The sequence below is a fragment of the Komagataeibacter oboediens genome (genome assembly GCF_003207815.1).
Taxonomy (GTDB): domain Bacteria; phylum Pseudomonadota; class Alphaproteobacteria; order Acetobacterales; family Acetobacteraceae; genus Komagataeibacter; species Komagataeibacter oboediens.
Map to the genome: position 1 here is coordinate 1 of NZ_NKTX01000059.1, position 13,146 is coordinate 13,146.

Annotated in this window: 19 protein-coding genes; 1 reads left to right on the forward strand and 18 read right to left on the reverse strand. The window is 58.3% G+C overall.

Going from position 1 to position 13,146, the window contains the following annotated elements:
- Positions 1 to 249: 249 nt before the first annotated feature.
- The 5 genes from CFR80_RS14325 to CFR80_RS14340 all read right to left on the reverse strand — a co-directional run bounded on the left by CFR80_RS14325 (position 250) and on the right by CFR80_RS14340 (position 2,567).
- Entirely contained in the window at positions 250 to 579 is a 330-nt protein-coding gene (locus tag CFR80_RS14325) for a hypothetical protein (protein ID WP_110507566.1), read from the reverse strand.
- Positions 580 to 653: 74 nt separating this feature from the next.
- Positions 654 to 1,082 (reverse strand): hypothetical protein, encoded by a 429-nt coding sequence (locus CFR80_RS14330; protein WP_110507567.1) that lies wholly within the window; start codon positions 1,080 to 1,082, stop codon positions 654 to 656.
- A gap of 59 nt (positions 1,083 to 1,141) precedes the next feature.
- Complete coding sequence (locus tag CFR80_RS14335) at positions 1,142 to 1,999, reverse strand: KilA-N domain-containing protein (protein WP_110507568.1); 858 nt, start codon at positions 1,997 to 1,999, stop codon at positions 1,142 to 1,144.
- Positions 1,996 to 2,292 carry a hypothetical protein gene (locus CFR80_RS18950; RefSeq protein ID WP_146221658.1) on the reverse strand — a complete coding sequence of 99 codons (297 nt, stop codon included), beginning with the start codon at positions 2,290 to 2,292 and terminating at the stop codon, positions 1,996 to 1,998. The genes CFR80_RS14335 and CFR80_RS18950 overlap by 4 nt, the downstream gene beginning before the upstream one ends.
- 11 nt (positions 2,293 to 2,303) lie before the next feature.
- Positions 2,304 to 2,567, reverse strand: coding sequence for a hypothetical protein (locus CFR80_RS14340; protein ID WP_258367828.1), 264 nt, complete (start codon positions 2,565 to 2,567; stop codon positions 2,304 to 2,306).
- 99 nt (positions 2,568 to 2,666) lie between these two features.
- Here CFR80_RS14340 and CFR80_RS14345 point away from each other — a divergent pair, with 99 nt between their 5' ends.
- A complete protein-coding gene (locus CFR80_RS14345; RefSeq protein ID WP_110507570.1) occupies positions 2,667 to 3,140 on the forward strand; it encodes a hypothetical protein in 474 nt (157 codons plus the stop codon).
- A gap of 32 nt (positions 3,141 to 3,172) precedes the next feature.
- Here CFR80_RS14345 and CFR80_RS18955 read toward each other — a convergent pair whose 3' ends face one another.
- The 13 genes from CFR80_RS18955 to CFR80_RS14410 all read right to left on the reverse strand — a co-directional run bounded on the left by CFR80_RS18955 (position 3,173) and on the right by CFR80_RS14410 (position 13,018).
- Positions 3,173 to 3,823, reverse strand: coding sequence for a hypothetical protein (locus CFR80_RS18955; RefSeq protein ID WP_146221659.1), 651 nt, complete (start codon positions 3,821 to 3,823; stop codon positions 3,173 to 3,175).
- Positions 3,824 to 4,072: 249 nt separating this feature from the next.
- Positions 4,073 to 4,606: a hypothetical protein gene (locus CFR80_RS14350; protein ID WP_146221660.1), complete on the reverse strand. Its 534-nt coding sequence runs from the start codon at positions 4,604 to 4,606 to the stop codon at positions 4,073 to 4,075.
- Positions 4,607 to 4,683: 77 nt separating this feature from the next.
- Positions 4,684 to 6,825, reverse strand: coding sequence for a hypothetical protein (locus tag CFR80_RS14355; RefSeq protein ID WP_110507572.1), 2,142 nt, complete (start codon positions 6,823 to 6,825; stop codon positions 4,684 to 4,686).
- A complete protein-coding gene (locus CFR80_RS14360; RefSeq protein WP_019091649.1) occupies positions 6,822 to 7,301 on the reverse strand; it encodes a hypothetical protein in 480 nt (159 codons plus the stop codon). The genes CFR80_RS14355 and CFR80_RS14360 overlap by 4 nt, the downstream gene beginning before the upstream one ends.
- A 186-nt stretch (positions 7,302 to 7,487) precedes the next feature.
- Complete coding sequence (locus tag CFR80_RS14365) at positions 7,488 to 7,925, reverse strand: hypothetical protein (protein ID WP_110507573.1); 438 nt, start codon at positions 7,923 to 7,925, stop codon at positions 7,488 to 7,490.
- A 123-nt stretch (positions 7,926 to 8,048) separates the two neighbouring features.
- Entirely contained in the window at positions 8,049 to 8,480 is a 432-nt protein-coding gene (locus CFR80_RS14370) for a hypothetical protein (protein WP_110507574.1), read from the reverse strand.
- A 56-nt stretch (positions 8,481 to 8,536) separates the two neighbouring features.
- Positions 8,537 to 10,027 carry a phage tail sheath protein gene (locus CFR80_RS14375; RefSeq protein WP_110507575.1) on the reverse strand — a complete coding sequence of 497 codons (1,491 nt, stop codon included), beginning with the start codon at positions 10,025 to 10,027 and terminating at the stop codon, positions 8,537 to 8,539.
- 2 nt (positions 10,028 to 10,029) lie between these two features.
- Positions 10,030 to 10,236 (reverse strand): hypothetical protein, encoded by a 207-nt coding sequence (locus CFR80_RS14380; RefSeq protein WP_110507576.1) that lies wholly within the window; start codon positions 10,234 to 10,236, stop codon positions 10,030 to 10,032.
- Between the two features lie 18 nt (positions 10,237 to 10,254).
- Entirely contained in the window at positions 10,255 to 11,136 is an 882-nt protein-coding gene (locus tag CFR80_RS14385) for a hypothetical protein (RefSeq protein ID WP_110507577.1), read from the reverse strand.
- Positions 11,136 to 11,813, reverse strand: coding sequence for a hypothetical protein (locus CFR80_RS14390; protein ID WP_110507578.1), 678 nt, complete (start codon positions 11,811 to 11,813; stop codon positions 11,136 to 11,138). The genes CFR80_RS14385 and CFR80_RS14390 overlap by 1 nt, the downstream gene beginning before the upstream one ends.
- Complete coding sequence (locus CFR80_RS14395; protein WP_110507579.1) at positions 11,813 to 12,007, reverse strand: hypothetical protein; 195 nt, start codon at positions 12,005 to 12,007, stop codon at positions 11,813 to 11,815. The genes CFR80_RS14390 and CFR80_RS14395 overlap by 1 nt, the downstream gene beginning before the upstream one ends.
- A gap of 181 nt (positions 12,008 to 12,188) precedes the next feature.
- Positions 12,189 to 12,602 (reverse strand): hypothetical protein, encoded by a 414-nt coding sequence (locus tag CFR80_RS14405; RefSeq protein WP_110507581.1) that lies wholly within the window; start codon positions 12,600 to 12,602, stop codon positions 12,189 to 12,191.
- Positions 12,603 to 12,610: 8 nt separating this feature from the next.
- Positions 12,611 to 13,018 (reverse strand): hypothetical protein, encoded by a 408-nt coding sequence (locus CFR80_RS14410; RefSeq protein WP_110507582.1) that lies wholly within the window; start codon positions 13,016 to 13,018, stop codon positions 12,611 to 12,613.
- Between the last annotated feature and the right edge of the window lie 128 nt (positions 13,019 to 13,146).

Below are 13,146 nucleotides of genomic sequence, written 5' to 3' on the forward strand. Positions count from 1 at the left end.
AACCTGCTGCGTGCCGCCATCGCGGATGAGGTTTGGCACCTCCATGCCGGTCAAGGTCAGGCTGCCGATGGTAACGGGCGCAGATGCCCACAGCCGCCCCAGCGAACCAATGGCGGTTTCGGCGTTGAGCAGCGCAAGCGACATGGGAAATCCAACAAAAAAGCCGCCTCAGACGGGCGGCTTGGTGGTCGTATTCAGGGCATGATGCCATCAATAAGGCACATTGGCGGAAAAAGTGCAAGGACGAAATCAGAAAGGGTTATCGACGCTGCTGGTAGGTTTGGCGTTATCTACCTGGTCCTCGATGGTGTTGGACGCCCTGTCCTGCTTTGGATGTCGTGCGGTTGCTGTCTGGTGCCGCGCCCCGCGCACGCCAGAACGGTGGGCACCATCGGCTTCTGCCTGCCTCTCGCACTCATACGCGCCATGTTTCGTGTGCCCATACCAGCGATCACCCGGCAGGTGGTAGACGCCAGTGTTCTGGTTGACCCACACCACTGTGTCGCCGGGGCAGGATGGGGCCGCGTTGGCGGTTGGGATTGTGCCGATCAGGACGGCGGCGAGGATCAGGTGGCGCATGGTGCTGGTATATCGGCATAGGTGAAAGGGAAGGTAAACAGGAAAGGCCGCCCCACCCGGAGCGGCCCCGTTTCCTACGCGATCAACTCACGCTCCCGGCTGGTTTCACAATCCGGGATCATCATGCGCAGGGCCGTCGGCGGCTTCGACTGCCCTTCCCGGTCCGCGATCATGCGGGCCACACATTGAGCGAAGTCGCATACGAATCTCCATACCTCCTCAGATGACTGTTCGCCGGATAGATATTTCAGAGAAGCACCAATGGCATCCCCGGCAGTCTGGCCAATCTGGACATTGGTTATGCCGGTCTGGCTTCCTGCTCCATCTATCGGCTCCACGCCAATCCCCCGCTTACGCAGGAACGCGCACCGGGCCTGTTCAACCACAGCCTTGATGCCCAGACGGCAGCGGATGTGCCGGATCAGGTCGTTCCGCCGCCACTTCGCGTTGGCGTCGTTCGGTCGACCCTTGAGGTGCGTTTCCCACGCCTCGCAGTTTGCCATCCAGATCAGCAGTTCTTCGTCCTCTGGATAGTGCCCGCTGATCGGGTTCTCCTTAAGGGTTACATTGTTGCGGTCTCCGGTTTCTTGGCGAAAGGGCCGGATGCTGACCCTCCCTTGACGGCAAGATGAGATGAAAGAACCGCAAGAACCCGTTCAGACCAGCGATAGGTTTGCACGGATCCATCCGAATGGGCCTTCCCCGTATCCGACAAACGGGCAAAGCGCATGCCGCTTTCGGTGGGTGTCCATACGATCTTATTCTTCTTGTCGCGGCTGTCCGTATGCAACCCAGCCTCTTTCAGAAGTTGATTCCCTGCGATGCCTGGACGTGACCCGGGAAGCCCAAGGCGCTCTGCAATCTCGCTGGCGTTCAATGTCTTGGTATTTTCGGGCGCTTCATGGTGCGTAATGCCCATGAGCGTCAACGGACTTTCGTTGCACTTCTTGCTGGTGTAGCGATCTGCATAAATCGACGCCTGATTATCGTCGAGGCCAAGTATCTTGGCGATTCCAAAGCCTGTGCGGAATGTCGGCAGGACTGAGGGTTTACGGACACGCTTAACAGTCTTCTCCTTTTGCTTCCCCGCCAGAACCTCCATCTTTTCTCGCGCGGCCTGATTGACCCAAGCGTGGAACTCAGGAGACAGCTTTTTGGCGTAAGCAAAGGCGATCTGCCAGTAAGCCCACGTTCCACCGCCCTTTCCGGGATTGGATTTTATAACATGGGAAATTCCCATGTTTTGAGTTTCGCCGATAAATTCGATGAACTTCTCAGCATCAGCAGACCGTTGCCATTCCGCGGGAGAACTTGAAGCTGGCTTGCCGGCAGCTTTCCACATATCGGTCAGGCACAGCATTTCATCGCGAAAGTTGATCGGCTTTTCGTTGTAGACGAGGATGCCTTTGTTGGTGCTCATGCTGCGGCTCCCTTGGCTTCTTCTTCGTCAAATGCGGCGATAGCTGCCTTCGCCATAGTGACCGCTATAACTTCGGCATCTTCCATTTTTATGCCGGTCAGGCGAGCCATTTCCATGATTGCGCATGAGGCTCCGCCTACTGGACCTACCAGATCAATGCCTTTCTTGCCCTGGAGATATGTTGAACGACCGATTTCTTGTCCGATACGCGTATAGGTTGCGATTGTTAGAACTTCATCTCGCAAGCTTTGAATGACTGGACTATGATTTCGCGGAGTGATAGATTTTTGCATAGCTGTATTCCTTATTCAGCGTGAGAGGCATCGGGGGAAGTCGCCAAACCGGACCCTGATGCCTTTTTTGTTTCTGCCAATCCGCGCTCAATCAGATGAATGATTGCTGCATTTCGGCTTCGAAATCCTTCGGGGATACCGAAAATGTCGATCGCATCAACGATCCTCTTCGGCACCCTCAATTGAAGGCGTGAAATATCCTCCTTATGGACACCGGGTCCGTAGCCCGTTTTGTACGCCAATTCCCATTCCTCTTCTTTCTGACGCAACTGCATGCGCCGTATTCTTGATACAAGTATGTCACTCTTGATGTCAATTGATATGTCACCTCTCTTTGTGCTGAAAATACACATATCAGGAATGCGGAGAGTGAAATGGCGGAAGATCAGGAAAAACCGACTACTGAGCGTAGAGTGCACGTCCTGCCGGTAGAACTGCTTGAACGCATTCGCACCTACCAGAATGACAATAATATTCCGTCGGAAGTCGAGGCCGTGCGCCGCCTTTTGAGTGAAGCACTTCAGGCGCGTGATACGATTGATGACATTATGAAGCAGGTTAGGGCTTATTTCCGACAGGACCGAGATCTACGCACGATGGCCAAAGAGGTCTTGAGTGGACATATCCTTGTCAATCGCATTGTCATCAATGATACGGATGTCGAGTTCGGGTTACGCAATGGGGATGCTGGTTCGATCAAAAATGATGGATCTATGAGAACGGGCACCGTTCAAGATGATGGACATATTTGGCTGAAAGAAGATTGGCCACGGCCGCAGAAACGGTCTTCAAATGAAGGTTGGGGTGCCCCATCTTCGCAAGAGAAAGACGAAGAAATTCCATTTTAGGGCAAAAAGCCGCCCGAAGGCGGCTTAACGGGTTATTTGGGCTGCTCAACAAACTTCATGACATCGCCAGTATCGGGATCAGTCCCTACAGACAATGTAGGGCGCTTTGGATCGCGCGGGTACGGAGCATTGCAAATGCGATATGGACGATCTGGGCAATCCATATCTGGGCCATGGGGGTCCGGCGCGTTAATCATAAAATATATAGAATTGTTGATCTCAACAAAACCAAACCGGATGACATTACCATCTGCTCCGGTTATTTTTTGTCGTTCTTTGGGATAATCAAACCATACTCGGCAGGTTGTGCTTCCTGATAAATCAACATACCTGTCATTTATGTCGTATCTGCTTTTATAGCCTGGATAAGCATTCGACATTGCGGACTGAAATGCCATTTTTGTTATTCTGTCCGTACATTCTGGCAAGATGGGTATCTTGTTTGCATCGAAAAACTTATGGGCATTCAAGACAGTAGTGATTTCTCCCTGAAACACTCCAGCCTGCGCTCCGCTTGGCGCCAAAGATACGGCCTTGACGGACTGGTCTAGACCATCAAAAAATGATCGCGCCTTAGAGACTTCCTCATTTTCGCCAGAGAAATCTCCAGTCATTGGTGTAGCAAGAGCAAAATGCAGGGGAAGCAGGCAAATGGTGGTTGCCGCCATGGCCGCGCGCTTCATTACCGCCTGCGTCCAGTGATCGGGTGCACATATGACCCGCCGGGATGCTTCGAATAGCACGAGTCCGTTTTGCAATGCCCGGTAGCGAAGCCTCGGGCCTCACGGGAATGGCCGCTCCTGCCCCGCGCTTCGGCATTTGCACACATAAGACCCAAAACAGCCATTCCCACAATAAACCAACGCATGATTTTCTCCTGATAGCGTTGGCTTGTTATGGCAAAAGCAGAGCGGTTGATCTAGCGCTCACCATCAGAATGGAGAGGCATTGCCTCCAGCGGCATTACCTAGATCGGCAAAGCCATTGCTGGCAACGCATGACCTGAACTGGTTAAGCGCCTTCGTGCTTCCATAAAGAGAGACAATCCGAGTTGTCTTCTGGCCGTATTTGAGAGTGGCCTGACTGGCGCTGTCCAGCGCATCAAATAGTGCCTTCATGTCATCCGGTTGCGCAATGGTTGTCAGCATGGACGCCCCCTCGGCGATCATCTCAAAGGTGTGAGAATAATTCCCGACGGTGACAGTCATTTCTCCCCGCTGTCCTGCCGTCATCGACCACTGAGGGTTTCCGGTGCGGATTTCCAGTTGATGCGCGTCCCCCCTGAAAAGAAGGCCCTGATCGGCACTTGCGGCCATGCATATATCAGTGCTGACGCCCTGATCCGGCGAATGATGAAGCGCGATCCAATTGCCTGCCTCAACATCCGGAATGATGGCCAAATCCTGCGCAAATGATGCCGCCGGAAATAAAAGACTGCCGATTAAAGCTGCCACACCTAGTTTCATGTTATCTCGCCATTTGTAACAATATGCCTATATGTGGCACGCCTTGTTACATCATGGCAAGATTGTGACGCATCGACTTATCGCCCAATCGCCCTCCCCGACACCTGAACATCCTTTCTTGGGTCTGGGGCGGTTCCTGTTGATCTAAATTCCTGGCGTTGGTTTTTTTCGTTGGCCGCGTCAATGTGCGGCATGACCGCCTCGCCCACCTTCTTGCCGTCCATCGTGATCTGGATTGGCGTGTTGGTCCCGAACATCCCGCCACTATGAGCGCCTAGCCACGCATCGAGACGCCGCAGGGTTTCATTATTCTGCTCAAGGTGGGCCTGCATCTTGTCCACCATCGGGGAAAGTAGGTCCCAGGCACCAATGCCTAGGGCAACCGGCATGAACCGGCTTCCTACCCCCTGCGCTGCCCGCCCTGCTACGGCACCGGCCCCTTCCGGCGCGTATTTGAGCAAAGTTCTCCCTGTCCATTTCAGGAGAGCCGAGGCCGCCGCCGCGAACGTAAGGTCAGTAGCCGCCGTAGAAAGAGGCTGAGCCACGTTCGGGTGGCGTTGGGCTTCCTTGCTGGCGAAGTTGAGCGTGCTGGTCAGCAAGCCCAGGGCCGCAAGGCCGTCCTTGAATGGTGCGCTGCCCAGTGTGGCCGTCAGGTTCTTGAGCGACCCGGTAAAGCTGTTGATCTGGACAGACGGGGCTTCCTTCATAATCCCGGTGAGATCGGTATTGGCCAGACGGTTGGTTGCCTGCGCATCTCGAGCGCTCAGCAGTAACGTCCTAACTACTTCGGCCATGAAGGTGCCACCGGGGATACGACTGGCAAGAACAGCCATTTCGTTCGTTTCATATACCCGCCGTTCTTCTGAGTTGGCATTGGTAAATTTCGTGCCGTAGTCCTTCGCAAGCTGCCTGTCCACCATCGGGAGAAGCGTCCTGCTGACGAACTCGCGCGGGTGGAAAGCAATCTGCTCAAACTGCCCCTCCTCCAGTGCGCTAGGCTTCATCTGATAGACACCCATCCCTCGATCCATCAGGTTCGGGTTGTGCTTGGCATCACCTCCCCCTTTGATAAGCCCCATCTCGATCAGCATATTCGCCCCAGCCTGAGACATACGACCGGCAGAGAACTGCTGCTCCATACCCTGCAAGCCTGTGCCAGCCCGTGCTGCCCCCATCCCCTGGATTATGGGCGAGACATAGGGATAATCTTCGGCTGAGATATTGGCACCGGCCACCCCGGCCGAGCGGGTGAACTGAAGCACCTTCCGAAAATCTATATCACCAAGGGATGACGCCTCGGACGCCAGTAGAATGCGGCCAAGGTTCTGCGCTCCAGCAAGATCAACATGCTCTTCCCCTGTTTTCGGGTCAGTCTTGAGCAGTGCGCCACGAAATTCCGCAAGCTGTACCAGCGACTCAAGCTGATGAGCGTAGTTGCCAGACTCAGGGTGAAACGCTTCGGCCGCCACGCCCGTAGGAAGGAAGGTAGGAACCAATGCGCGGGCCTGTTCCGCGTTCTGCGTCTGGCGCAGCAGGATGGAATAGACATCAATGTTGTCCATCACATTCGTGCCGGGAATGGTGCGCTGTAGATCCTGCGCCTGGCGAATGGCAGCATCGGCGTCCGCAACGTTTCCCGCGCTGGAAGCAATCAGGCGTTGCCTTGTCTGAGCAAGATCGAGAGATGGCCGCAAGGCGCTCTTGGCAGCCTCCCCGTACATGTCGATATCGAACCCGATGGTCATCGCGTTATGGGCGACATGACCCATCGTGAGCGGCGGCCTACCCGGCACCTGCTGCCCTCCCGGCGCAGGGGGCACAGGTGGCCCATTGGGGGAAGGTGGGACTGGCGAACCGCCGGGAATAGGAGTGCCTGAGGGCACAGGTGTGGGGATGGAGAACCCCCGCATGCCATTGGAGGCTTCCTTGACCTGTCGGATCGCCTCAGACGCTTCCCTTGCCGATGTGGTGATCGTGTCGAACGATAGGCCAGCCTCGCGGACCGTACTGGTCAAACCAGACAGGTTGATGCCTCCGACTTCCTTCAACTGCCGGATCAGGCGCGAGAGATTGACGCCCCCTTCCAGTCTGTCGAGAACCCCGAGCAGCCTTTCGCCTGTATCAATCGCCTCCCGGAACCCGCGCGTAATCCGCTCCAGCACCTCGGGAGCATCAGATTTCAGGTTATATTCGCCGCTTACGGCAAAGGTTTCGCTCATGGTTGCTCTCCCAGCCCTTCACGGCCAGCCAGCACAGCGGTGAAACGTCTCGCGATGCGCTGGGTAATGGTCATCTGTTTGCGGAAAAGGGCGACGGCAATGACAGGACGCGGGGGTTGCCTAACCGTCCCTTCCTCAAACCAGAGCGCGACCGGATCAGGGTTTCCCAGTATGATCCCCGGCTTGTCAGTCACGCGGGCCTCATAGACCGCCCGCATCTCGCCCGTTCGCAGGCCGGGATCATTCTCCGTAAAGCCCTGGCTGAGCCGGTCCGCCTTGGTGCTATCGGCCAATTCTGCCCAAGGCGGGATATTTCCCATGTCCTTGACCTGATAGGTGCCCACAATATCCCGTGCCGTGGTGACCAGCAGTTCCGCTCCCTGCTGAAGCCCGGCCTTCTGCGCCTCACGCAACGCAGCCGGACGTTCCTCCAGAAAGGCAAGGAACTCCCGTTCAGTGAATTCGCGTCCGGCCATGTCATTGGTTCTCTATCTCACGCCAGCACCGATCTTCACGGCTCCATACCCGTTTGCCGCCGGATAGCTGCTCCACAATGGCGATGTAGGCAGCAAGGCGTCGGGCGCTGGACCACTCTTCCTGCGTCTCAACCGGGACCCCGTTCCGCGCAAGGAAGATCATCTGTTGAAATTCGGGGTCTTTGCTCAGTTTCCCGCTGTATCAACGTCCTGATCTGCCTGGTTGCCAGCAGCGGTTTTGCTGCGCTCGATCAGGGCACAGATGAAGGCTTCCAGCCCTTCCTCATCCAGCCGGTCCATTGCACGATCAATGTCACGCCGACTTTCGACGGTTTCAACGGGAGTGCCGTCAAATTCGTCCAGGCGAATTGCAGCACTCAGCGCCAGAGCGCCACGATCTGTCTTGGGCGCTCCAAACATTTCAGTGGCGGCAATGGACTTGCTCAAGGGGAGGCGGTCCACGAAAAAGGCGCTGTGTTCCTTGCCTTCAACTTCATAGGCCACCTGCATTCCAAGGATTGCCTTTCCGTTCACAATGCGTTCGCTTTCCTTCCACGAGAACCCATTGGGCGGGGTAATCTTGTCCTTTGCCTTGGCGCCCTGCTGCTGGCTGGTATCGGTCATTCTTTGTCTCCGGTGATGGTGATGTTCACATGAAGGTGGGTCGGGTCAGGCGCGCGAGGCGGCTACCAGCCACTTCCTTGACCTCGATCTTGCGACCTTTGGCATCGGTTATGGTCTCGTTGCTCATGAAATCTTGTTCCTGCGACGTGCGGTGAACTCAAGGCGCTGGCTCACAATGTTTTCCGACTGGAAGTTACCCGCTTCGGGCTGGCGCAGCGAGGCCCCCACATACTCGTAGGTGCTCAGGGTGCCATCCACTTCGGTCACATACTGATAGACGGTGCCGAGCAGCATCGTTCCGGCATCCCAAAAGCCCGCCTCGATGGCAATCATCAGGTTATCAAGGCCGCCGCCGTCGCGCTGGACCGTAAATGTGCCGCGCCAGCCGTTGGGCACGTCATAGAACACCGGCTCATCGTTCAGCGGCTTGGACGTAAGCTGCGTCGTCTGCTGCTGGGACTGGAACCCGGTTACGGTCGGCAGGTCAATGCGACTACCATTATAGACCAGAACAACCCGGCAGTTCCGGCCTACGTTGAATAGCTGGTTCGCCATTCAATCCTCCAAAGAAAAAGCCGCCCGGTGTGGGCGGCTGTTGAAACGGAACAGGATCAGGTTGCGGACGTGGCCGACGTGACCACCACACTGGAACCGCCCTGCAGGTTGACCACGAAGAAGCGGTTGATGCCCTGATACGTGACCTGCACATCGGCGCGCACGTAGCCCAGCGATGTCTGGCTCTGCGGGTTGTTGGACGTGTCGCATACCACCGCATAATCAGCGGTCCCGCCAAGGATGCCGTTGCTGACCATATTGGACAGCGTGCCCAGCAGCACGGCGCGGATATCGCCGAACAGCGTGTCATTGATGACATCGCCCACAAACGCGCCCATGCCGGAATTGATGGTTTCGGCGATGTAATTGGTCAGGCGCGTGTAGCTGTCATCATCAATGGCATCATCCGAGGATGTATTGATACCGCCACGCACAGCCCAATAGCTTCCGCCCGGTGCCGGGTTGCAGATCACGTCAATCCCGGCCTCGAACAGTGCCCCTAGTTCCGCGTCGGAATAGGTCTGCGTCGTTCCGCTGGACACCAGCCCGGCCTTCTGGCTGCCGATCACGCCCGACAGTTCCTTGTTCAGACTGGACTGTTCAGGCGACAGGCCGCCAAACAGACCCGCCACGAACGCCTGCGGGGGCACCAGCATGTCGCTGTTGGTGTCGTCGTCCCACCACAGCCAGTCGCCGAACATCAACTTGACGCCATAACTGTCCAGACCAGCGGCGTCCTTCATGCTGACAGCATTACTGATCGTGTCGCCAGACGGGCCGCACGCGATCATATACAGCCCTTCACCAAGGCCAAACGTCGCCTGCGTGGTCCATGACGTGTCATCCGTCAACCCGTGCAGGACACCCAGCGCACAGCCCTGATTGCGCAGGGCATACATGCCAGTGCGGGTTGCATCGTCCGCGCCGATGAACTGTGCCGTGGTGGGGGTTCCACCATCCGCGCCGCCGGACAGGGTTGCCGTTCCTGCCGTCAGATCGGGAACGGTTGTCGGAACCGTCGCCACGACCAGCGCGGACGTGTCGGCTGCAATGGCGGCGGCAATGGCCGTCCACGTCGCGCCGGTATAGGACCGGCTGCCCAGCGTGGCGTGGCTTGTGGTCAGCGTGTAGCGGGTCGTGACGATGCTGTTCTGGGTCAGCGCGGCCGTGATGGCGTTGCCCGCGCTGCCGGTATATTTCGCGGTCAGCGAGACGCCCGACAGCGTGCCGGTGGCAGCCGCGTCCGTGCCATCGCTCACGCGCACGCAGCGGAAGTCGGATGCACCCTGCAGGATGGCGATATTCACCGCCGTGCCGATGTCGGTGGCAAGCGCCTGCTTGGGGCCGAACGCCGCAAGCTGGTCGCCCATGCTGCCGACGATCACCGGCGTGTTGATCGGTCCCCATGCAGCCGTGCCAACCAGGCCGATGCGCCCACTGGAAACGCCGTTGAGCGCCAGCGTGGTGGGCTTCTGGATCTGGACGTAAAGGCCAGGAACCTCGATTGAATTGGTGTTCAGACTGCCTGCCTGATAGATCTGCGACATGGTTATTTCTCCTGAGCGGCGGCAACGCGCACGGTGAACCGGCTAAGGATGCCGCCCGTTTTCAGCCTCGCAATCGTGGCGGCATCGGTGATCTTGGTGCCGATCCGGTAGCCGTAGCCGGGCAGCGTGACCACGTAGGTTTCGGCGGGTGTCGTGGCTGCGGGCGCAGGCGTCGGCCCGGCGGCCGTGGTCGTCTGTGTGGTGGGCATTGGTTGTCCTCGGGTGGGTCAGGATACGGCCAGAAGCGGCCCGTCTCCCGTTGTGATGGTTCTGTCGCCCGGCAGGCTGAATACCTCAGTGCCAAACAACATCTGCGCCATATTCTCGCGCGCATCTGTGTCGTAGGTGGCGATAAACCGGAACGGCCGCATGAAAATGCCGCTGTTCTGCGCGGCGTCATTGTTCCAGTTACCTCGGCTCTCGATCTGGAATGTCGAGCCGTTGGCGTCGGTTAGCCAGTCGATGAAGGCCATACCGTTATCGAGCGCCGTGCCTAGCGCATCGCGGGCCTTGGTCGATGCTGACCAGACCGTGACCTGAAATAACTGCTGCTGCCTGCGCGCCGTGCGAACCGCCGGAGCGTATCCGCCTACAGCGCCTGACAGATCGGTGGCGCCTGGCACCGTCACCGCGGATCCGCTGGACGTGGCTCCGGGTATCTGTGCAGCCAGTGCGGCGGCAATCGTGGTGGCCGTATCCGTTGCCTGCACGGCATAGGCTGCTACGGACCGGTATGGGATAGTCGTGCCATCTGATCGGATGCGTAGCCCAACAATGCCTGCCGGGATTGCGTCGTCCTGTAGCGTAACTGTAGCCGTGCTGCCCTCTGTCGTGATCGACACGGTGGCCGGTATTGTGTCCTCCTGCCGCCACGGTCGGCCCAAAGGCTCATCAATGCGCCGCCAGCCGCCCTGCAGGTCCATTACGGTGATGAAGTCCACGCCCCGGTTCAGGGTGCAGTCTGCGCCAGCGTAATCGTCCTGCGTGAGCCAGCCACGGAAAATCTTGGTGGGCCTGCCCGTAACAGAAGCCGCGCCCTTGCCGCTCGGATAAACAATGGCTTCCATCTGCTCCACGATAGCGCGGGAAATCGAGACGATATCAGCCATTACACCTGCCTCACGCTCATCAGACAGCGGTTGCCATACTGGCTCGGCTCGACCGCTTTCAGGGTGTAGGTCGTGCCTAGATCGGTCGTGACGGCCATCTCCACGGTCGGGATAAATCCAGGCATGACGGGCAGGAGCATCTCGTAGTCCGCTGCCTTGATCGATCCGGGGATACCATCGCCTGTCGGGCTGCCTTTGCCCTTGATCTGGATAAAGGCAGGCCAACCCGAGGCAAGCGTGGTCTGACCGTCCGTATCGCCTGCTGTGCCGTAGTCGTCCGACGCGCCAACGTCCGTGCAGACCGCACCATCGCCGTTGGTGCTACCCTGCCCCGGCTGTCCCGCGATGGACACAACCCGGTTGCACAGCATGCACAGCGGCGGCCGGAACGGCTCAAGACGAGCCACAAAGTAGTTCTCGCCCGCGCACGTCAGCAGGTCGCCGGATTGCACATCCGTAGTGTCGAACAGGCCGAACACGGCGGGTTTGTCCCACAGCGCGGGAGCCTGAAACCCGAATGCTTTATCTGCGTTGAACGCTGCCAACATGGTCGCGTAGACGGTGCCCATGGGCGCAGTCAGTGATGCCGGGCGATATTGCTCGGTCGAGGCCCCCAGCCGCAGGGCCGCCTTGGCGTAGCCTTTAGCAGTCTTGGACTGAAGGAGGGCCTGATCCATCAGTGACGCCGACCCTTGGTCGAGGTGCGGTTCATGAGTGAAACCATCTGCCGGTCAATGGCCTTGGCCTGCGCGGTCTTTTTGAACGCCGCCGTGGTCATTCCGACCAAAGCCGCGTTCTGGCCATCCTCTTTCCGGTCGGTGTTGGACCTTAGGTATTGCGCCATGGTCATGCGCTTGGGGGAACGTGCCATTTATTTTCTCCGCCGGATAATGCTGTTTGCCTTGGCGTTGATCTTCGCCTGCGAGGACTTTGACAGGTTGCCCGCTTTCACCTGCTGCGTAGCGCGGCCTTTCGCGGCTATCGCATGAGCGCGATTGGGCATCGGAAACCGGCGCGAACCGGGCAGCCCGAATGCCGATTTTGGCAGGGCGTTACGCTGCCGGGTTGTCAGCGGTGCCATCTGCCGCCTCCTTCTGCTCAGGGGCTGCATTTTTCGACCAGTTCGCCGGGTGGTCCGGGTCTTTGGTCGGCATCACGCCAGCAGACGCCAGGGCGCGACCAAGAGGCCCCGATGCAATTGCGGGAACCGGCGGTCCTTCGATATAGGCCGGACGGCCATCAGGGATCGGGCCAGTTCGGTTTTCACGCGGGGTGACGTTGCCCATATGGTCAACCAGATACCCGACCTGTGCGTCGGTTCCGGTCACCTCAACCACACGACCGGCGTCAGGGCCGAACGGCTGCGGCTGGCGCACGAGAGCGCATTTGATGGCGACGATCACGCCAGCCTTTACCTGCGCCCACAGCCGCGTCGGGCGGGGCCGGTTGCTATCAACAGCGAACATGCTGCCTCCTAGATTGTGATGCGGTTCTGCGGGCGTAGGCCGGGACCGGGCGGGATGCCAAAGAACGCGCACAACTGCCGACGCCAGCGATTGTAGAGGCCGAAACGGTCCTGAACCTCGTAGCGGTTGTGGTGCCACACGGCGGCCTGGTCTGTGTCCAGATTGTCGGTGGCGCCCATGATGGCCGTCTCAAGCGTCTGGCACTGGCTCAGAAACGTCCTGATCTGGACATATTCGTCCGGCGCCATGTTCCGCATACGCCATTCGTTGAAACCGTAGACCTGAAAGAAGCGCCACGACTGCTGGCCGCTGTTGATACCGCCCATGGCTGGATAGCCCATATACCGGCGGCACTGGACCATCTCGGCATCGGTCAGGGGCGTATCCGCTACGGGGTCTGTGGTTGTTCCTGACATTCCACCGGCTCCAGTTCCGCCCCGCGTTTACGCAGGTGGGCTATTTCGTCGGGGTTGGTGATGATCTCACCGGCGGACCAGTGATACCGCCCCCGGTTAAAGCGGGTCTCGATATACCCGTGGTCGCG